21 protein-coding genes are annotated in these 21116 nt (G+C 28.5%); 9 read left to right on the plus strand and 12 right to left on the minus strand.

Translation table 11 applies throughout. From position 1 onward, the window contains the following. Positions 1 to 92: 92 nt before the first annotated feature. On the minus strand, positions 93 to 1310 hold the full coding sequence (locus DAD81_RS05280; RefSeq protein WP_111707188.1) for an outer membrane beta-barrel protein: 1218 nt from the start codon (positions 1308 to 1310) through the stop codon (positions 93 to 95). Positions 1311 to 1324: 14 nt separating this feature from the next. Next, positions 1325 to 1861, minus strand: a complete 537-nt coding sequence (locus tag DAD81_RS05285; RefSeq protein WP_111707189.1) for an RNA polymerase sigma factor — start codon at positions 1859 to 1861, stop codon at positions 1325 to 1327. Between the two features lie 89 nt (positions 1862 to 1950). Here DAD81_RS05285 and DAD81_RS05290 point away from each other — a divergent pair, with 89 nt between their 5' ends. Then, entirely contained in the window at positions 1951 to 2931 is a 981-nt protein-coding gene (locus DAD81_RS05290; protein WP_179950026.1) for a LuxE/PaaK family acyltransferase, read from the plus strand. A 54-nt stretch (positions 2932 to 2985) separates the two neighbouring features. Here the strand turns inward: DAD81_RS05290 and tyrS are convergent, their stop codons facing one another. Next, positions 2986 to 4272, minus strand: coding sequence for a tyrosine--tRNA ligase (tyrS, locus tag DAD81_RS05295; RefSeq protein WP_394340151.1), 1287 nt, complete (start codon positions 4270 to 4272; stop codon positions 2986 to 2988). An 82-nt stretch (positions 4273 to 4354) separates the two neighbouring features. Between tyrS and DAD81_RS05300 the strand changes: the two genes are divergently transcribed. Beyond that, positions 4355 to 5377, plus strand: a complete 1023-nt coding sequence (locus DAD81_RS05300; protein ID WP_111707190.1) for an NAD-dependent epimerase/dehydratase family protein — start codon at positions 4355 to 4357, stop codon at positions 5375 to 5377. Here DAD81_RS05300 and DAD81_RS05305 read toward each other — a convergent pair. Genes DAD81_RS05305 through DAD81_RS05315 form a run of 3 tightly spaced genes read right to left on the minus strand, consistent with a single transcriptional unit; the run spans position 5367 to position 7856 of the window. Next, positions 5367 to 5777, minus strand: coding sequence for a DUF4296 domain-containing protein (locus DAD81_RS05305; RefSeq protein ID WP_111707191.1), 411 nt, complete (start codon positions 5775 to 5777; stop codon positions 5367 to 5369). The genes DAD81_RS05300 and DAD81_RS05305 overlap by 11 nt on opposite strands. After that, positions 5770 to 7119: a dihydroorotase gene (locus DAD81_RS05310; RefSeq protein ID WP_111707192.1), complete on the minus strand. Its 1350-nt coding sequence runs from the start codon at positions 7117 to 7119 to the stop codon at positions 5770 to 5772. The genes DAD81_RS05305 and DAD81_RS05310 overlap by 8 nt, the downstream gene beginning before the upstream one ends. A 17-nt stretch (positions 7120 to 7136) precedes the next feature. Beyond that, on the minus strand, positions 7137 to 7856 hold the full coding sequence (locus DAD81_RS05315) for a polyprenol monophosphomannose synthase (RefSeq protein ID WP_111707193.1): 720 nt from the start codon (positions 7854 to 7856) through the stop codon (positions 7137 to 7139). A gap of 68 nt (positions 7857 to 7924) precedes the next feature. Here DAD81_RS05315 and DAD81_RS21225 point away from each other — a divergent pair, with 68 nt between their 5' ends. Together DAD81_RS21225 and DAD81_RS05325 are read left to right on the plus strand one after the other, a co-directional pair. Further along, on the plus strand, positions 7925 to 8587 hold the full coding sequence (locus DAD81_RS21225; protein WP_111707194.1) for a DUF4271 domain-containing protein: 663 nt from the start codon (positions 7925 to 7927) through the stop codon (positions 8585 to 8587). 18 nt (positions 8588 to 8605) lie between these two features. Beyond that, a complete protein-coding gene (locus DAD81_RS05325) occupies positions 8606 to 9352 on the plus strand; it encodes a uroporphyrinogen-III synthase (protein WP_111707195.1) in 747 nt (248 codons plus the stop codon). Between the two features lie 46 nt (positions 9353 to 9398). Here the strand turns inward: DAD81_RS05325 and radA are convergent, their stop codons facing one another. From radA to panC, 4 genes are read right to left on the minus strand one after another with little or no spacing between them, the layout of a single operon-like run. After that, entirely contained in the window at positions 9399 to 10757 is a 1359-nt protein-coding gene (radA, locus tag DAD81_RS05330; protein WP_111707196.1) for a DNA repair protein RadA, read from the minus strand. Positions 10758 to 10795: 38 nt separating this feature from the next. Next, on the minus strand, positions 10796 to 11773 hold the full coding sequence (locus DAD81_RS05335; RefSeq protein WP_111707197.1) for a lysylphosphatidylglycerol synthase transmembrane domain-containing protein: 978 nt from the start codon (positions 11771 to 11773) through the stop codon (positions 10796 to 10798). Positions 11774 to 11775: 2 nt separating this feature from the next. Beyond that, on the minus strand, positions 11776 to 12126 hold the full coding sequence (gene panD / locus DAD81_RS05340; RefSeq protein WP_111707198.1) for an aspartate 1-decarboxylase: 351 nt from the start codon (positions 12124 to 12126) through the stop codon (positions 11776 to 11778). 38 nt (positions 12127 to 12164) lie between these two features. After that, the gene (panC, locus tag DAD81_RS05345; RefSeq protein ID WP_111707199.1) at positions 12165 to 13004 is read right to left on the minus strand and encodes a pantoate--beta-alanine ligase; all 840 of its coding nucleotides are present in this window, start codon (positions 13002 to 13004) and stop codon (positions 12165 to 12167) included. A gap of 109 nt (positions 13005 to 13113) precedes the next feature. Between panC and DAD81_RS05350 the strand changes: the two genes are divergently transcribed. From DAD81_RS05350 to glmS, 3 genes are read left to right on the plus strand one after another with little or no spacing between them, the layout of a single operon-like run. Beyond that, a complete protein-coding gene (locus DAD81_RS05350) occupies positions 13114 to 13920 on the plus strand; it encodes a glycogen/starch synthase (RefSeq protein WP_111707200.1) in 807 nt (268 codons plus the stop codon). A gap of 26 nt (positions 13921 to 13946) precedes the next feature. Beyond that, positions 13947 to 15476, plus strand: a complete 1530-nt coding sequence (locus tag DAD81_RS05355) for a DUF4270 domain-containing protein (protein ID WP_111707201.1) — start codon at positions 13947 to 13949, stop codon at positions 15474 to 15476. A 10-nt stretch (positions 15477 to 15486) separates the two neighbouring features. Next, positions 15487 to 17340: a glutamine--fructose-6-phosphate transaminase (isomerizing) gene (gene glmS / locus DAD81_RS05360; RefSeq protein ID WP_111707202.1), complete on the plus strand. Its 1854-nt coding sequence runs from the start codon at positions 15487 to 15489 to the stop codon at positions 17338 to 17340. A gap of 47 nt (positions 17341 to 17387) precedes the next feature. On the opposite strand, the gene DAD81_RS05365 is transcribed toward glmS, so the two are convergent. Together DAD81_RS05365 and DAD81_RS05370 are read right to left on the minus strand one after the other, a co-directional pair. Beyond that, on the minus strand, positions 17388 to 17999 hold the full coding sequence (locus DAD81_RS05365; protein WP_111707203.1) for an NAD(P)/FAD-dependent oxidoreductase: 612 nt from the start codon (positions 17997 to 17999) through the stop codon (positions 17388 to 17390). A gap of 11 nt (positions 18000 to 18010) precedes the next feature. Further along, a complete protein-coding gene (locus DAD81_RS05370; protein ID WP_111707204.1) occupies positions 18011 to 18592 on the minus strand; it encodes a MarC family protein in 582 nt (193 codons plus the stop codon). Between the two features lie 90 nt (positions 18593 to 18682). Here DAD81_RS05370 and DAD81_RS05375 point away from each other — a divergent pair, with 90 nt between their 5' ends. Then, positions 18683 to 19249 (plus strand): DUF3109 family protein, encoded by a 567-nt coding sequence (locus DAD81_RS05375; RefSeq protein ID WP_111707205.1) that lies wholly within the window; start codon positions 18683 to 18685, stop codon positions 19247 to 19249. 209 nt (positions 19250 to 19458) lie between these two features. Continuing rightward, positions 19459 to 21042, plus strand: coding sequence for a tetratricopeptide repeat protein (locus tag DAD81_RS05380; protein ID WP_111707206.1), 1584 nt, complete (start codon positions 19459 to 19461; stop codon positions 21040 to 21042). Positions 21043 to 21116 lie beyond the last annotated feature (74 nt).

Raw genomic sequence — 21116 nt, forward strand, 5'->3', positions numbered from 1 at the left:
CGAATATTAAATGGTAAAAAAAGTAAAGCCATTTCAAATTTGAAATGGCTAACTTCATTCAATATTTGGTAACCAACCAAATAAAAAACCAACTAAAACTTATAATTTAATCCTGTATAAACTCCAAAGTAGTATGGCTGTAAACTACCTGAGTTTTTTGAAAATGTATTTGTTTGTACTTTAATCATTGGTGAAACATTGATAAATAGATTTTTTTGGATAGAATAATCTACATCAAGTCCTATATTTCCACTAAAATTTAATGATCTTAAATTATTAGAAGATCCTAAACTCTGAGTAAATGAATTTGTTTCTACAAAAACTTCATCTTTATTTAATAATAGCGTACTAAAACCACCTACTAAATTAATTCCAAGTTTTCCATCGGTAACATTATATTTTAATTCAACAGGAATTTCTACATATCCAAATACTTGATTAATACTACCTTTATTAGGATCCATAGCGTTAAGAGTACTTTGTTTAGACGCTGTTAAACTTTGAGATTTTGAAACTATAGGATTAGCAGATAAATTTGAAAACCCTAAAACAGATACTCCTGGAGTTACATAAATGTTATCTGTTTTGTATCCTAAATTTATAAGATTCACCCCAGATTGAACACTAAATTTATTATTAATTTTGTAAGCGAATTTAACACCATATGAATAAGAGGAACTTCCAGAGGCTCTGCTATTTTTAAATTGGTCATCAATTCCAGAACCGTCACCTAAAGAATTAATATAAATTGGAGCGAAAATAGTTGCAACAGTAATTCTACTATTTCCAGCATTTTTAGTTACTCTTTTTTTATCTTTCTTATTAAAATTAGTTATTTGTATTGCATCAACTAATATTGAGTTACTCTTAGTCTTTTTATCTGAAGAGGTTTCCTCTATATTATTTTTGCCTTTATTTTCTATTTCTAAATTTGAGAGGTCTGCATTTCCTGTGGTATTTTCAAAATCATTTGAAACACTTTTAAGCTGAATTCGTTTATCTTTTGAATTTTTCACCAATTCGTTTTCAGAGCTATCTTTTGGTTTTGAATTATTTTCTAAGTTGTTTTTTTCGTTAAAGAAATTTTTTGAGAAGTTATTTTCAGGAATAAAGTAAATTGTTCCAATACTAAAAAACAAAATTAACAATGCAGCTATACTTGCAAATTTCATCCAAAATGGAAATCGCCTTCTTCTAACAACAGGAGTTAGATTTTTCTCAATTGCATTCCAAGATTTATTTGGAGGTAAGGCCTCTAAATCTTTTAAATTTTCTTGAAATATCCTATCAATATTTTTGTAATCTCTCACTTTTACCTTTTATCTTATACAGACTGTTGACCCTCTTGATATGTCTCTATTTTTTGTTTTAAAATGCCTCTTGCTCTCGCCAAATTTGATTTTGACGTACCTTCTGCAATTTTCAACATTTTTGCAATCTCCTTATGAGAATGACCATCTAATACATAAAGGTTAAAAACCATTCTATATCTATGAGGTAATTCTTGTATGATATTTAACAAAAAATCTAAAGAAATTTCTTCATCATCTACATCAACAATAACCTCATCGGGAATCTCTTCAGTAACAATATTTAACACGGTTTTTTTTCTATACTTTATTAAAATCGTGTTTACCATAACGCGCTTCATCCAACCTTCAAATGATCCTTTAAAATTAAACTGGCCAACTTTTTCAAAAATGGTAATAAATCCATCTTGAAAGTTATCCTGTGCCTCTTGTTTATTTTTAGAGTATTTTAGGCATATTGAGAATAACTTACCTGCAAAAAGCTGGTAAATTTCTTTTTGTGCCTTTCGGTCATTTTTTGCACATTTTTTTATGAGCTTTTCTAAACCCAAATACTTGGTGTTTTTATTGTTAATAAGATGCCTAAAAAGATAATAGGTTGCGTAAATTTACATTACTTTTGCGATGTTTCCCAATTATTATGAATAGAATTGACCCATTTAAGATTAGAAATCACTCCGATTTTAAGGAAGTAGCGCTTGATGTTTTTAAATTTCAAGCAACTAATAATTTGGTGTATAAAGAATTTTTAGAGCTTCTAAATATTTCTATAGATAGTGTAAAAAACATTGAAGAAATTCCATTTTTACCTATTCAATTTTTCAAATCTCATAAAATTATTTCTTCAAAAAATACTGTAGAACAAATTTTCTTAAGTAGTGGTACTACTGGGATGAGCCAAAGTAAACATTTTGTTACCGATATTACCCTTTATGAAAAAAGTTATAATAAAGCATTTGAATATTTTTATGGAAATGTTAAAAATTATACTGTTCTGGCATTATTACCAGCTTATTTAGAACGTGAAGGCTCCTCTTTAATTTATATGGTTGATGATTTAATTAAAAAATCTAATAAACCGAAAAGTGGATTTTATTTAAATAATCTTGAAGAATTATCTAATAATTTAATTGAATTAGATAAAAAAGGTGAAAAAATATTGTTAATTGGAGTTTCTTTTGCGCTTCTCGATTTGGTTGAAAATAAACAATTTCAATTAAAAAATACCACAATTATGGAAACTGGAGGTATGAAAGGTAGGAGGAAAGAACTAATTAGAGAGGAATTACATGAAATTTTATCAAATGGTTTTGGAGTAAAAGAAATTCATTCGGAATATGGTATGACAGAATTATTAAGTCAGGCATATTCAAAAGGAAATGGTGTTTTTAAATGTCCACCGTGGATGAAAATTTTAACAAGAGATACGGAAGACCCATTAACAATTTTATCTGAAGGAAAATCTGGAGGAATGAACATTATAGATTTAGCAAATGTGAATTCTTGCTCATTTATAGCAACTCAAGATCTTGGAAAAACACACAAAAACAACTCATTTGAAGTTTTAGGTCGCTTTGATAATTCGGATATTAGAGGTTGTAACTTGCTGATTTTAAAATAAAAAAGACCGCGTTTAGCAGTCTTCTTCATTTAATTTAATTGTAAGTTTAATTGTCTAAATAACTTTTAAAAGAAAATAACTTTTTTTACCTCTTTGTAATAATACAAATTTATTTGCAATTAAATTCATATTTGAAATAATAAAATCATCTTTTACCTTTTCTTTATTAACAGATATTGAGTTTTCTTTCAATGCTCTTCGTACTTCTCCATTAGATTTCAAGAATCCATTTTCGGCAAAAGCAGGTACAATTTCTAAACCATTTTCAATAACTGATTTAGTAATTTCGGCTTGAGGAACACCTTCAAAAATATCTAAAATAGTTTGTTCATCTAAACTTTTTAAATCTTCAGCGGTAGATTTTCCAAATAAAATGTTTGAAGCTTTAATCGCATTTTCGTAAGCATCACGCCCATGTGCCATAACAGTTACTTCTTCTCCAATTCTTTTTTGAAGAATACGCATATGAGGTGCTTCTTTATGTTGAGCTATTAAATTTTCAATAGTTTCTTTATCTAAAAAAGTAAATATTTTAATATATTTTTCAGCATCTTCATCAGATGAATTTAACCAATATTGGTAAAACTTGTAAGGTGAAGTTCTTCCGGCATCTAACCAAACATTTCCTCCTGCGGTTTTTCCAAATTTAGTTCCATCAGCTTTGGTTATAAGCTTACACGTTAAAGCATAACCTTTTCCTTGAGCTTTTCTTCTAACTAGTTCAGTTCCCGTTGTAATATTTCCCCATTGATCTGATCCACCCATTTGGATTTTACAGTTTTTCTCTTTGTATAAATGGTAAAAATCATATCCTTGAAACAACTGATAAGTAAATTCTGTAAAACTCATTCCTGTTTTAGAATCTTCACCAAGTCTCTTTTTTACAGAATCTTTGGCCATCATGTAGTTTACCGTAATATGTTTTCCTACATCTCGAACAAAATCAATTAGTGAAATATTTTTCATCCAATCGTAATTATTTACCAATTCAGCAGCATTTTCAGAAGAACTATCAAAATCTAAAAAACGTGCTAATTGAGCTTTTACACCTGCAACATTTTTATTTAATGTTTCTTCATCTAATAAATTACGTTCATCAGATTTTCCAGAAGGATCACCAACCATTCCTGTTGCACCACCAACCAAAGCTATAGGACTATGCCCCGCTTTTTGAAAGTGCATTAAAATAATTATTGGTACTAAACTTCCAATATGTAAAGAATCTGCCGTTGGGTCAAATCCTATATAACCTGTTGTTTTATTCTTTAATAAATATTCTTCCGTTTCTGGCATAATATCATGTAACATGCCTCTCCATTTCAATTCTTCAACAAAATTCATTATCAAATTTTTAAATTTCAGCAAAGATAAAATTTTACTTTGTAGAATTACTTTAAATAAACATTTTTGTTACATTCGTTTTATGATATTAGTTACAGGAGGAACAGGTTTGGTTGGATCGCATTTATTGTATCAACTTTCTTTAGAAAATAAAACTATAAAAGCTATTTACCGTAAAGAGAGCAATTTACTAGCGGTTAAAAATGTGTTTAGTTATTATTCTAAAGATTTTGAAAGTTTATTTAAAAAAATAATTTGGGTTGAAGCAGATATATTAGATACTGAATCTCTAAAAATTGCATTTAAAAACGTTTCTATTGTTTATCATTGTGCCGCATTAATTTCTTTTAACCCGAAAGATTATTTAAAATTGCGAAAAATAAATATTGAAGGTACTGCAAACATCTCTAATTTTTGTGTTGAAAATAATGTGAAAAAACTTTGTTATATAAGTTCTATTGCTGCCGTTGGAAAAGCGATAAACGGACAACCTATTAGTGAAGAGAATGAATGGGATATTGAAAAAAGCAATTATGGATATGCAATTTCAAAATATGGCGCTGAAATGGAAATTTGGAGAGCTTCTCAAGAAGGAATTCCTATAATTATTGTAAACCCAGGTGTTATACTCGGTCCGGGTTTTTGGGAAAATGGATCTGGAAGTATTTTTGATAAAATTTACAAAGGATTTAAATTCTATTCTGAAGGTGTAACTGCTTATGTTTCTGTTAAAGATGTTGTAAATTCAATGAAACTTTTAATGGAAAGTGAAGTTGAAAATGAACAATTTATACTCGTTTCAGAAAATTTAAGTTTTAAAGAAGTTTTTTCTAACATTGCCTTAGCTCTAAAGAAAAAATCACCCTCTATTAAAACTACTTATTTTATGAGTTCAATTGGATGGCGTATTGAATGGTTAAAGTCTTTTTTAACAAAAAAACCACCATTATTAACTAAACATTCCTCTAAAAGTATTCATGAAAAAAGGTTTTATAGTTCAAAAAAAATAACGGATTTACTAAATTTTAAATTTGAACCGATTTCAAAATCAATTACAACTATAAGTGCTATTTATCTTAATGAAAAGAACTCTTCTAATCTGTAGATTTTTCTTTATTTAGCGTCTTTAATTTTAAATTTGCTTTAGAAATAGAATCTTCTAATTTTTTTTCAATTTCGTATTTCTTATCTAGTTCTTTTAAACGGTTCTCAACCTTGTTTAAAATATCTTCATAATCATCAACAATAGAAGTATAATATAAATTACTCTCTTTAAATAAGCTACTATCTATTTTATATTTTTCAAAAACCAAAGGGTAATAATTTACCTTTCTTTTTAAGTCTATATTTTTAATGTTTTCTGCACTAGCAGCAACAAACATATCAGTTAAAACATCAACCATTTGATCCTTAGGGATCAAATTTTCAGGTTTTTCTAAAATTGTATTACTTGTGCAACTACAAATAAATAAGCTCGTAAAAAGTAGTATAAAAATTTTATTCATTAGTTCTATTAAACTCTAATCGTTTACCTTTTATTGTATCATTAAAGGTTCCATTTTTATAAATTATATTACCATTTACAAAAGTATGGGTAATTTTTGAGTAGAATGTTGTTCCTTCAAAAGGAGACCATCCGCATTTATACAAAATATTTTCTTTTTTAACTGTCCAAGGTGATGCAATATCTACCAAAACCAAATCTGCATAATATCCTTTTTTAATAAACCCTCGTTTATCAATTTTAAATATTTTTGCTGGATTATGACACATTTTTTCTACTATTTTTTCAATAGAAATTTTACCTTGTCTGTAAGCTTTAAGCATTGCAGGAAGTGCATGTTGTACTAATGGCCCTCCACTTGGTGCTTTTGTATATACTTGTTGTTTTTCCTCTAATGTATGAGGTGCGTGATCTGTAGCAATTACATCAATTCTATCATCCAATAAAGCTTTCCACAAACCTGCATTGTCTTTCTCCGTTTTTACTGCTGGATTCCATTTTATAAAAGTACCTTTTGTTTTATAGTCATTTTCATTAAACCATAAATGGTGAACACAAACTTCAGATGTAATTTGCTTTTTCTCTAATGGTATTTTATTTGAAAAAAGCTTCGTTTCTTTTTCTGTTGATAAATGAAACACGTGTAATCTTGCTCCAGTTTTCTTTGCTAATTTTATAGCTTTAGATGATGATAGGTAACAAGCCTCTTCACTTCTAATTTTAGGGTGCATTTCAATAGGAATATCATCTCCATATTCCTTTAAATATATTTCTAAGTTATCCTTAATTGTAGCTTCATCTTCACAATGAACTGCAATAAGCATTTTGGTTGAAGAAAATATTTTTTCTAACACTTCTTCATTATCAACTAGCATATTTCCAGTAGAAGAACCTAAAAACAACTTAATTCCTGCTACTTTTTTAGGGTCAGTTTTAAGTAATTCGTCTAAATTATCATTAGTTCCACCAAACATAAATGAATAGTTGGCGTATGATGTTTTAGAAGCGCTTTTAAATTTTTCTTCTAATAACTCTTGTGTAGTAGCCTGCGGAATTGTATTTGGCATTTCAATATAAGAAGTTATACCTCCTGCTACTGCGGCTTTACTCTCGGTTTCATTTGTTGCTTTATGAGTAAGTCCAGGTTCTCTAAAATGTACTTGATCATCAATAACGCCAGGAATTAAGTATTTTCCTTCTGCATCAATAACTGTGGTTTCAGCTGACTTTGAACTAATTGATATGTCAATATCTACAATAAATTCACCATCTATTAAAACATCTCCTTCAATAATTTTTCCCTCGTTAACAATTTGTGTATTCTTAATAAGTATTAACCCCATAATCTTATACTTTTTCTTTATTTAGGCAATCCCTTTAATCGCATTTTTATAACTCCAAATACAGCTTCAGAAATAATTGAGCCACTCATTTTGGATGTTCCTCTTTTTCTATCTGTAAAAATAACTGATACTTCTTTATGCTTAAATTTTCTTTTCCAAGCTTTAAATTTCATTTCTATTTGAAAAGCATAACCTATAAATTTAATTTTGTTTAAATCAATTTCTTCCAAAACTTTTCTTCTATAACATACAAAACCTGCAGTTGTATCAAATATTGGAATTTGAGTTACTATCCTCACATATTTTGACGCAAAATACGATAAAAATAATCTCTTAAAATCCCAATTAACAACATTTATTTTATTATTCAAATATCTTGAACCAATTGAAAAATCTGCTCCTTCTAATGCACAGGCACTATACAATCTTACTAAATCAGCTGGATTATGAGAAAAATCAGCATCCATTTCAATAATGTATTCATACTTAAGTTTTAAAGCCCAATTAAATCCGTGAATATATGCTGCTCCTAAACCTGTTTTTTCCTTTCTTACTTCTAAAAATAAGTTTGAATAATCATTTTGTAATCTTCTTACTATTTCAGCCGTACCATCTGGTGAATTATCATCAACAACTAAAATATCAAACAGTTTATCTTCACTAAAAACTGCTTTTATTATTGCTTCAATATTCTCCTTTTCATTAAAGGTTGGTATAATAACCAAGGTATTTGACATAAGAAAAAATTATCCAGCAAAGATAACACATTTTATTACTAATTTTGCGGTACTATTTTAATTTGATAATGATTGAAGCTGAAAAAATAACAATTTTAAATAATGATTGGTTAACAGTTGTTTTTTTTATAATTCTAACTATACTTACTGTTGAAAAATTTCTATTTAGCAATAAATTAGTAGTTACGAGTACTTTCTTTTTAAAGAAAAACAATTTAATTTCTTTGTTTAACAGAGAGAAAAATACATTTTTTAACCTTTTTTTATTTCTATTTTATATAATTCAAATACTTACTGTTTCAGTAATTTTGTATTATATTGTTGAAGTTTTTCAATTGAAAACAATTTATAAAGGGGTAGAATTATATTTTATTTTAACTATAGGAACAGCACTTTATTTTCTTTTTCGTTTTCTATTAGGCTCTTTTTTGGCATTTATCTTTGAAATAAAAAAAGGTTACAAAAAAGTTTCTTTTGAAAAAATTAATTACTTAAATAATGCAGTAATATGGATACTTCCGTTTTTACTTATATCTTCATATAGCAATATATCACATTCAATTCTTATAAATATAACTTTGATTATTTTTAGTATTTTATTAATAATGAGATACATTCTTTTAATCGTTAATAATAAAAGCCTAATTGTTAACAACTTGTTTTATTTTATTTTGTATCTTTGCGCACTTGAAATATCACCCTTTGTGATTATTCTAAAATTAACTATTTAAAAGACAAAATTGAAGTTTATGAAAGTGAAAACAATTTTAGTTTCTCAGCCAGCACCGAAAACTGATAACTCTCCTTATTCAGATTTATCAGAAAAACAAAAAGTTAAAATTGATTTCGTTCCTTTCATACATGTTGAGGCTGTAGAAGCGAAAGAAGTTAGAACTCAAAAAATAGATTTATCAAAATTTACTGCTATTATTCTAACTAGTAGAAATGCTGTTGATCATTTTTTTAGAATTGCTGAAGAAATGAGATTCCCAGTTCCAGATTCAATGAAATATTTCTGTCAATCTGAAGCAGTAGCTTATTACCTACAAAAATATGTTGTATATCGTAAACGTAAAATTTATGTAGGGCAACGTACATTTCCTGAATTAACAAATATAATCAAGAAATATAAAGATGAAAAATTTCTTTTACCATCATCTGATAAACTAAAAGAAATTGTTCCTATTACAATGAATGAATTGGGAGTTAATTGGACAAGAGCTATCTTATTTAAAACAGTTGTTAGTGATTTATCTAATTTAGAAAATGTTGTTTACGACATTTTAGTGTTCTTTTCACCTTCAGGAATAGATTCTTTATTTAAAAATTTCCCAGATTTTGAGCAAAAAAACACACGTATTGCTGTATTTGGTAATTCTACTATAAAAGCAGCTACAGAAGCTGGGTTAAAATGTAATATTGAAGCGCCAACACCAGAAACACCTTCTATGACAATGGCATTGGAAAAATATATAAAACAAGCGAATAAAAAGTAATTATTTACTTTAAGCATAAAAAAAACCGAGTAATACTCGGTTTTTTTTATGCAAATAAATTAGCATAAATATCTTCTACTTTTGTCACTTTAACAATTTTTATTTTAAATTTAGCTGAACCAATTTTATTGAATTTTGAAACAAATATTTTGTGAAACCCTAACTTTTCAGCTTCTAGTATTCGTTGTTCAACCCTGTTAACAGGTCTTATTTCACCAGCTAATCCAATTTCTGCAGCAAAACAAAAATCTTGCGGAATTGCATCATCATCATTTGATGATAAAATTGCACTTATCACAGCTAAATCAATAGCGGGGTCATCTACTCTTATTCCACCAGCAATATTTAAAAAAACATCTTTTGCTCCCAATCTAAATCCAGCTCTTTTTTCTAAAACGGCTAATAACATATTTAACCTTTTAGTATCATAACCAGTTGCGGATCGTTGTGGAGTTCCATAAACGGCTGTGCTTACTAATGCTTGAACTTCAATCATAAGTGGTCGCATACCTTCTAATGTAGCAGCTATTGCAGTTCCGCTTAAATCATCTTCTTTTTGAGATATTAATATTTCAGATGGATTATCAACTTCACGTAAACCAAAACTTTGCATTTCATAAATACCAAGTTCTGCGGTTGATCCAAATCTGTTTTTATTGGCTCTTAATATTCTATATGTATGATTTCTATCTCCTTCAAATTGTAAAACAACATCAACCATATGTTCTAAAATTTTTGGCCCTGCTATGGCTCCATCTTTTGTAATATGGCCTATTAAAAGAACAGGTGTAGACGTTTCTTTTGCATATTTTATTAACTCTGCAGTTGTTTCTCTAATTTGAGATATGGAACCTGGTGAAGCTTCAATATAATCAGTATGTAAAGTTTGTATTGAATCAATAACCAAAACGTCTGGTTGAATTTCTTCAATAGCTCTAAATATATGCTGGGTATTTGTTTCGGTTAAAATTAAGCAATTAGTGTTTCCAGTTTGTAAACGTTCTGCTCTCATTTTTATTTGAGATTGGCTTTCCTCACCTGAAACGTACAGAACTTTTTTTGGTATAGCTAATGCAATTTGTAATAATAAGGTTGATTTTCCAATTCCTGGTTCACCACCTAAAAGTAACATAGAACCTCTAACCAAGCCTCCTCCTAAAACACGATTTAGTTCATTATTTTCGGTGGAAATTCTATCTTCTGCACTTATAGATATATCATTAATTTTAAGAGCCTTTGAAGCTTTTTTTACCGTTGTTGTTTGCTTCCATTTCCTTTTTTCTTCTTTCTGAATTACCTCTTCAACAATTGTATTCCATTCATTACAAGATTTGCATTGTCCCAACCATTTTGCATATTGGGTTCCACAATTTTGACAAAAAAAAGTTGTTTTTGTTTTGGCCATTTTTTATTTTTGAAAGCAATAAATATACTAAGAAATACTTATTTTTTTTGGTATTTATTATATATTGGAATTAATATAAAGGATAAACTTCCAAATACAATTACCATAATTGTTTGAGCAGTCCACATAATCCAACCAAAAGCTCTAGCAGGATTATCTTCAATATTGTATAAAATAAGTGCACTTGCAACAAAAACTGGGTATGTTCCCAAGCCTCCATTTGTTAATGCCATACTTAAACCGCCAACAACAAATCCAACAATAATAGCTTCAAATGGCAAGTTAGTTGTTTCTGGCAAGGCAAATGTAACTACGTAAAACATAAGTACATACATTAACCAAATGAAAACCGTATGAAAAATAAATTTCCATTTCTTTTTCATTGTGAATATACTTTTTGCTCCATCTAACAGCCCATTTGCAAAAGAAATAACTTTTATAATAAATGGATTTTTAGATTTTTGTAAAATACGATAGATAAAATATCCTACTAAAGATAAAGCAACTAATATTGCTATTTTATAAAGCCAACTGCTTTGAGAATCATCCTTAAAAATATAACTCCCAATTAATTCAGCTTGTAAGAAAAATGCAAGTCCAATTATTGAAAATAGCATAATAACATCTGCAACTCTTTCTGCCACAATGGTTCCAAACCCTTTTTCAAATGGAATGTTTTCGTATTTTTTTATACTAGCCGCTCTTGCAATCTCACCCGATCTTGGAATAAATAAATTTAATAAATATGCTATTAAAACAGCCATTACACTGTTTGCAAACCTTGGCTTATAACCTAAAGGTTCTAATAAAAACTGCCATCTATAGGCTCTGGACAGGTGACTTAATATTCCAAATAATAAGGACAAAGCCACCCACCAATAATTGGCGGTTTTAAAAGATGTTTTTATAGATTGTACATCTGAAGGTGATAATTTGGACAAAGAGTACCAAATTAAAAATACTCCCAATAATATTGGGAGTATTAACAAAACTGTTTTTTTAATTTTCTTATTCAATGTTATCTAAGTAAATTGTTTTCTTCATTAGGAAAAACAATTGCAGGCATAAACTTTTTTGCCTCATCAAATTCCATGCGTGCATAACATATTAAAATAAGAATATCGCCTACGGCTACTTTTCTTGCTGCTGCCCCATTTAATGTTATTTCTCCACTATTTCTAGGGCCTGGAATAGCATATGTTTCAAGTCGCTCACCATTATTATTGTTAACAATTTGAACTTTCTCTCCCTGAATTATATTAGCAGCATCCATTAAGTCTTCATCAATAGTTATGCTACCGATATAATTTAAATCGGCTCCAGTAACTTTAACTCTATGAATTTTAGATTTTACTACTTCTATTTGCATAATGCAAAAATACTTTTTTTTAGTTAATTGGTTAATATTTACAAACTTATATTGTCAATAAGTCTTATTTTTCCAGCAAAAACAGCTATAAAAGCTCTATATTTTTGCTTGGAATTCTTATTTTTAATTGTTTGAAGGGTTTCTTCTTCAGCAATTTCAAAATATTCTAGTTCCAAAAGAGGCTGTTTTTTTAATTCATTTTCAACCCAATGTACAACATTTAGTGCATTTTCTATGCCAAACTTTAATTTTGCCAATTTTAACGTCTTATATATAAATGGAGCTACCTTTCTGTGATCTTCAGTTAAACGAGCATTTCTTGAGCTCATTGCTAAGCCATCATTTTCTCTATAGATTTCACACGGAACAATTTTAACTGGGACATTATGGTTTTTCACCATATTCCTAATTATTTGTAACTGTTGAAAATCTTTTTCACCAAAATAAGCTTTATTTGGTTTTACAATTTCAAACAATCTTTTTACAATTGTACCAACACCATTAAAATGTCCATCTCTAAATTTCCCTTCCATTTTAAATTCTAAACCATCAAAGTTAAAATTTTCAGACTTTACATCATCTGCATAAACTTCTTTAGAAGAAGGAGCGAAAACTATATCACAATAAACTGATTTTAAAAGAGACAAATCTGCATCAATTGATTTGGGGTAATTTATTAAATCCTCCTGCTTATCAAATTGAGTTGGATTCACAAAAATACTCACAACAACAATGTCGTTTTCTTTTTTAGCTCTTTCAATTAAAGATAAGTGACCTTTATGAAGTGCACCCATTGTAGGCACAAACCCAATAGATGTTCCCTTCTTTAATGATTTTATTTTTTGTTGTACTGATTTTATTTTAGCAAAAACTAACATGATATATTTGTTAATAAACGTTAAAAGCGTGCAAACTTACATTTTTCAAGCCAAATTCTACATAAATTTTCGTAATTTTGCACATTATCTAAAATTTAGAGCTTAGATTATGAAAGATAAGAGAGTATTAGTTGTTTCGTCTGAAGTTGTACCATATTTACCCGATAATGAATTATCAAAATCTTCTTTTGAAGTAGCGAAAATGATTCATGGAAAAGGTGGTCAAACACGTATTTTTATGCCTCGTTATGGGTTAATTAACGAAAGAAGACATCAATTGCATGAAGTTATCCGTTTATCGGGTATGAATTTAGTAATTAATGACATGGATATGCCTTTAATTATTAAAGTAGCTTCAATTCCTAAAGAAAGAATGCAAGTTTATTTTATTGACAATGATGAATATTTTAAACGTAAAGCATTATTTTCAGATGAGGATAATAATTTATTTAGTGATAACGATGAAAGAGCCATATTTTTCGCAAAAGGGGTTGTAGAAACTGTGAAAAAATTAAATTGGTCTCCAGACATTATTCATGTTCATGGTTGGATGGCTTCACTTTTGCCATTATACATTAATGAATATTATAAAAATGATCCACTTTTTACTGATAGTAAAATTGTAACATCATTATATAATAATAGTTTTGAAGGAACTTTAAATAAGGATTTTAGTGATAAAATTAAGTTTGATAATATTGATGCTTCAAAAATTGAATCTATCTCTAATCCAAACTACACAAACCTTTTAATAAATGCAATTGAAAATTCTGATGCTGTAATAAAAGCAAGTGAAGAACTTCCAGATGATTTATTAGAATATTTAAAAACAAGTGATAAACCTGTATTAGAATATTTTTCTGCCGATGAATTTGACAGTGCGTATACAGAATTTTACATTAACAGCGTTTTATAGTTAATTTTTAAAAATAGAAGTTTTAAATGACAACAAAAGTTGTAAGTACAATTAAATACTTTGGAGTATTCTCTTTGGTGTTTTTTACACTATTTTCTTGCGAAAAAGATATTGAAAGTGTTGGAGTAAGTCTGGTGGATAACAATAATTTTAGTTCAGATAATTTGGTTACTGAAATAATTTCAAAAACTGAAAATGTTGATAGAATTCTGGGAAATTCATTGACCCAAAATTTACTTGGAGTATATAAAGATGATGATTTTGGAAAAATAAAAGCCTCTATAGTAACTCAACTTGCACCTCCAGTACTAGATACTTATGCAGACGGTTATGGAGATAACGCCGAAATTGATTCTGTAATTATTAATATTCCTTACCAAGCTACAAGAGAAGAAGATAATTCAGATGGGACACCTAAATTTGTTATTGATTCAGTATTTGGAAATGATGATGTTGAGTTTAATTTAAGTGTTTATGAATTAAAAACATTTTTAAATAGTTTAGATCCAACAGATCCTACAAAAAGTGCTGTTTATTATTCAGATAAAGAATTTTTAAAAGGAATTACGCCCTTTTATTCTGATAAATTTAAAGTAAATCCTAATGATACTGTTTCATATATTAAAAGGTATTTAAATGATGGTGTTACTGTTTATGATACAGATACAATTAAAAAGGATGATTTAAACCCTTCAATAAACATTCCTTTAGACGAAACACTTATTAAAGAAATATTTATTGATAATGCTGCAAATGCAGAATTTGCAAGTGTAGATAATTTTATTCGTTATTTTAGAGGCTTTTACATAGAAGCTTCCGAATTGAATAGTGAATATGCTCACATTTTATCTTTAAATTTAAGTGGCGCTAAAATGAGCATTTACTACTCAAGAACTCAAGATGAAGATACTGATGAGGATTTAGATGGTAACGGGACAGATGGAGAAACAGGTGTAAGAACAAAACACCAGTATACCTTTTTGTTTAATAGTTTAACATCAAATATTATTAACAGAGATTATTCGGGTTCTAACTTAGAACAAGGTACAGAAGAAAGATTATATGTTCAAGGGGCTGCAGGTTCAATTGCTACTTTAGAATTATTTTCTAATGAAAATTTAACTGAACTTAGAGCAAATAATTGGTTAGTAACTGATGCCGATTTAAGTTTATACATAGATCAAGATGCTTCTGCAAAAGAAGTTCCTGAAAAGCTTTACATATATAATTATGATGAAAATGAACAAATTATTGATGCGATAACTGAAGGTCCTACCGCTTTAGGTGGGAATTTAGAAAGAGATGATGATGGAAACCCTTTAAAGTATGTATTTAAAATTACAGATTACGTTTCAAATCTTTTAAAATCAGATGATCCAAGCGAGTTGGTTAAACTTGGAATAAAGGTTTATGACATATCCGATACTCCAACTTCTACCACAGATGTAATAGTTCATAATTATGGTTCAAACCCGCAAGGTGTTGTGCTGTTCAACCATAATTCTGGAGAGAAAAGAGTAAAACTTCAAATTTCTTATACAGAACTTAATAAATAAAATTTCTTTTATGTGTGGAATTACCGGTTATTTAGGATTTAGAGAAGCTTATCCAATAGTTATAAATGGTCTTCAACGTCTTGAATATAGAGGTTATGATAGTGCTGGTATTGTTTTAACTTCATCTGATAAGAAATTAAAACTTTACAAAACAAAAGGTAAGGTTTCAGATTTAAAAGAAATTGTAAAAACAAAAGATATTACTGGTAATTTAGCTTTAGGTCATACTCGTTGGGCAACACACGGTATTCCAAATGACGAAAATTCCCACCCACACGTTTCAAATTCAGGAAGATTAGTAATAGTTCACAATGGTATTATTGAAAATTATGATACTATAAAAAAAGAACTAATAAAAAGAGGATATACTTTTCAGAGTGATACAGATACCGAAGTTTTAATTAACCTTATTGAAGAGGTTCAAATTAAAAATAATTGTAAATTAGGAAAAGCTGTACAGCTTGCACTTACTAATGTTGTAGGAGCATATGCTATTGCTGTTTATGATATTAATAAACCCGATGAAGTAATTGTAGCACGTTTAGGGAGTCCTTTAGCAATTGGTATAGGAGAAAATAATAGTGAATTTTTTATTGCTTCAGATGCTTCACCATTTATTGAATTTACTAGAGATGCAATTTATCTTGATGATGAAGAATTAGCTATAATTAAGTTAGGTAAAAAAATTAGAGTTAGAAAGATAAATGATGATTCTATTGTAAAGCCAAATATTCAAGAACTAAAACTAAATCTTGAGCAAATAGAAAAAGGTGGTTACGATCACTTTATGCTGAAAGAAATATACGAACAACCAAGTGCAATTTTTGATACATTTAGAGGGAGACTTCTTGCCGATCAAGGCATAATAAAAATGGGTAGTGTTGATAATAATATTACTAAATTTTTAAATGCAAAACGTATTATTATTGTTGCATGTGGAACTTCTTGGCACGCCGGATTGGTTGGAGAATATCTTTTAGAAGATATAGCTAGAATTCCTGTTGAAGTCGAGTATGCTTCAGAATTTAGATATAGGAACCCTATTATAAATAAAGACGATATAGTAATTGCAATTTCTCAATCTGGAGAAACAGCAGATACATTAGCTGCTATTAAATTAGCCAAATCTAATGGTGCATTTGTATTTGGAATTTGCAATGTAGTTGGTTCGTCTATTGCACGTGAAACAAATTCAGGTGCTTATACCCATGCGGGACCAGAAATAGGTGTAGCTTCTACAAAAGCTTTTACTACTCAAATAACTGTTCTTACGTTAATAGCTTTAAAACTTGGACATTTAAAAGGGGAGCTTTCAAATTCTAAATTTCATAATTACTTACAAATAATGAAATCGATACCTTCAAAAGTTGAGAAATTATTAACTGTAAGTGCTAAAGTTGAAAAAATTGCAGCAATATATAAAGATGCTCCAAATTGCTTATATTTAGGTAGAGGATATAATTTTCCTGTAGCACTTGAAGGAGCGCTTAAGTTAAAAGAAATAAGCTACATCCATGCCGAAGGATATCCTGCTGCAGAGATGAAACATGGACCAATAGCGTTAATTGATGAATCGATGCCTGTTGTAGTTATAGCAACAAAAAAAGGCCATTATGAGAAAGTAGTAAGTAATATTCAGGAAATAAAATCTAGAAATGGTAGGATTATAGCTATTGTTACGGAGGGTGATACAATTGTTAAAGAAATTGCTGATCACGTAATTGAAATCCCTGAAACTGAAGAAGCTTTCACTCCATTATTAACAACAATACCTTTACAATTATTATCGTATTATATTGCTGTAATGAGAGGATGTAATGTAGATCAACCTAGAAATTTAGCAAAATCTGTTACGGTAGAGTAACAATTTTAAAAAATTATAAATAGAAGCCAGCTAAATGCTGGCTTTTTTTATTCTATGACATCGTGAATCATGGTGTGATTTCCATCATTCCATTCAGTTAAAATATCTGTAGCCACCAAAGTTCCACTTCCGGCAGCAATAGCATATTGACTTCTCCAACCAGCAATAACACCTGCGACATATATTCCATTTGTAACAATATGATCTACGTTTTTCAACATAATTTTATCCTTAAACGCAGGAATTGTTGGGTGCGGCTTAACAAAATTTTCTAAACCTTTAATAACAGCAGGTTTTGCAGGGCTTGTAGTAACAACAATCTTTGAAGCCAAATAATTACCCTTATTTGTTTTTACAGAAATAAAGTCACCTTCATTTGAAATATTTAAAACTTTCTCATTATCAATTTGAATAATTTGAGGATAATTAGATGAGAGTTGTTCTAATCCTTCATTTAGTATATCACAGCCTTTTGTCCCTTTTTTAAATCCTAACACGTTGTTTAGCTCGGCATTTTGTAATGCAGAAGCTTTTTGATGGGTTATAATTCCAATTTTTTTATTCTTTGCAAAAGGTTTGTTCATTGCAGAACCAAAAACAAGCGCACATGATAGTCCAGCTGCACTACCACCGATTATTAATACATCAAAATTTTTCATTATTAAATTTTTTAAGAAAATAACCCTTGAATATTGGCTGCAAATAACTTAACAGAAATAGCCAATAATATTACACCAAATACTTTTCTAATTATATTTATACCTGTTTCACCAATAAATCCTTCAATCTTTTCAGATGTTTTTAAAGCAATATACATGAAAATTATGTTGATAATAATTGCTATAGCAATATTAACAGCATAAAACTCTGCTCTTAAAGATAAAATAGAAGTTAAACTTCCAGGACCAGCAATTAAAGGAAATGCCAATGGAAAAACTGATGCTGTAACTGCATTTGTAGCGTCTTCTTTATATAATGAAATTCCTAAAATCATTTCTAAAGCCAAGAAAAATAGAATAAGAGACCCGGCAACGGCAAATGAATTAACATCAATACCAATAAGATTTAAAATACTTTTTCCTAGAAAAAGAAAAGCAATCATTATCACCCCAGCAATTAATGCTGCCTTTTCAGATTCTAATTTGCCAACCTTTTTACGTAAATCTATTATAATTGGAACATTTCCGATTACATCGATTACAGCAAATAAAATCATTGTTGCAGTAATAATTTCTTTAAAATTTATATCCATAATCACATCTATTAAAATTGGACGGCAAATGTATATAATCAATTATTAATATTAACAAATGTATGTAAAAAAATAGTTTATTTTTGCGCTATGTTTCAACTAGGAAAAACAATAGTTTCAGAAGATATTATAGAGAAAGATTTTGTCTGTAATTTATCGGCATGCAAAGGTAAATGTTGCATTGATGGAGAAGCGGGAGCCCCGCTAGAAGAAAATGAACTTCAAATATTATTGGATATTTATCCAAAAGTAAAACCCTTTTTAAGACCTGAAGGGATTGCAGCAATTGAAGATCAGGGTCTATTTACAACCACTGAAGGAGAATATGAAACCACTTTGATTGATGAAAAAGATTGTGCGTATGTTATTTTTGACGAAAAGAATACTGCAAAATGTGGAATTGAAGAAGCTTACAATCAGGGAGAAATTAAATGGAAAAAACCCATTTCTTGTCACCTATATCCTGTTAGAATAATGGAATACAGTGAGTTTTCAGCAGTTAATTACCATAAATGGCCAATTTGTGATGATGCTTGTACATTAGGAAAAGAATTACAAGTTCCTGTTTACAAATTTGTAAAAGAGGCACTTATTAGAAAATTTGGTAAAGATTGGTATGCTGAACTTGAGACTGTTGCCGATAAAATGAATGAATAATAATCATTCACTACAAATCCACTTAAAAAAAATAGAAATTATTATATTAAAAAAGAGTACTAAATTTAGTACTCTTTTTTAATATATCAATAATTTTATTAGATGCTTAGTTTTCTAATTGTTAACCATTTTATGTTATAAATATTACAAATAACAGAATTCTCTTTTGTATTTTTATATAAAAGGTAACAAAAAAAGAATTCTACAAAATGTTAAATTTAACAAGATTAGTTTTTTTACTCGTGTTTTTAGTGTTCTTTCAAACAACTTACGGTCAAAATTATTCAAAAAAACAAATTGATAGTGTTTTTACAAAGTTAAAAGTTCTACCAAATAGTACTGATAAGGTTGACAAGCTAATTTCTTTATATAAAAAATCTATTTATAGTAAAATACCTGATGAAGAAATTATAAATGAAGCCATAAAAATATCTGAAAAAATTTATTATATAAATGGATTGGCTGATAGCTACAATAGAAAAGGTTTAACAGCAAGATATGAAAATAATTATACAGAATCTGTTTCTTATCATAAACGCGCTTTAAATCTTCTTTCAGAATCAACAGATACTTTATTAAAAATTAAATGTTTAAATAGTTTAGGTGTTACTTATAGAAAGTTAAATCTTGAAAAAGAGGCCTTTAATGTTTATTTTGAAGCTCTAGATTTATCTGAAAAGTTTAACAATCAAAAGAGTGTAGCTATTGCTTTAAATGGTATTGGAAATATCTTTATTGACACAAAAGAATATGACAAAGCTCTGTACTATTTTAGAAGAGATTATCAAATAGAATTAGCAAGAAACAACCCTAGAGGACAAGAATATAGTTTGTCAAATATTGGTGAAATATTCTTATATAAAAAATCATATGATTCTGCCTTTGTATATCTAAATAAAGCTTTGTATTTAACTAAAAAGTTTAAACGGAAGGAAAGCGAAGCTATTCAGTATAATTTATTAGGTTTACTTTTTCAAAATAAAGAAGAATACGCAAAATCAACAGATTTTTATAAGAGAGCAATCCCCATTTTTACAAATTCAAATAACTTAAGATACCTTAGTAATACTTTAATTAATATTGGTAAAAATGAGTTATTTATAGGGAATTCAGATAAGGCTTTTGATAATATTACGGTAGGTTTAAATAATGCTAAAAATATAAAATCAAAAGAAAATATAATTCTTGGCTACAATGCTTTGGTTAATTATTATACTTTAACAAAAAACTATGAAAAAGCATTGTTTGCATATAAACTCGCAACAACTTTTCATGATAGTATTGTAAATGAATCTTCTCAAAAAAGCATAATTAGTACGCAAATAGAATTTGAAACAGCAAAAAAGGATGAGCAAATTCAAAAATTAGCCAATGAAAAAATATTAAGTGAATTAAATGCAAAATCTCATTTTAATAAATTAATTATAATTTCAATAATTGGATTTTTAATTGTTTCAGTCTTAGGTTATTTAATGTATTTATATAGAAGAAATTCAGATTTAGAAATTGAAAATAAAAACAGTGAACTTCAAAATTATTTACATCAAATTAAGAAACTGAAAAAAGAAGCTAAAAACAAATCAGATATTTCTACAGAGAGTTTTGAAGAATACGGTCTTTCTAAAAGAGAAATTGAAGTTTTTAACCATATTACACAAGGTTTAAGCAATGATGAAATTGCAGAGAAAATGTTCGTTTCAAAAAATACCATTAAAACTCACATTAAAAATATTTACTCAAAATTAGATGTGAAAAATAGAATTCAGGCAATAAAAAAAGTAAACAGTATTTAGTCTTTCAAATATCAATACTTTTTATCTGTTTTTTCAAAAACTAACAACTTTGTCTATTAAAATCAATAGCTTAT

The organism is Lutibacter citreus (genome assembly GCF_003260195.1).
In the GTDB taxonomy this organism is placed as follows: Bacteria; Bacteroidota; Bacteroidia; order Flavobacteriales; family Flavobacteriaceae; genus Lutibacter; species Lutibacter citreus.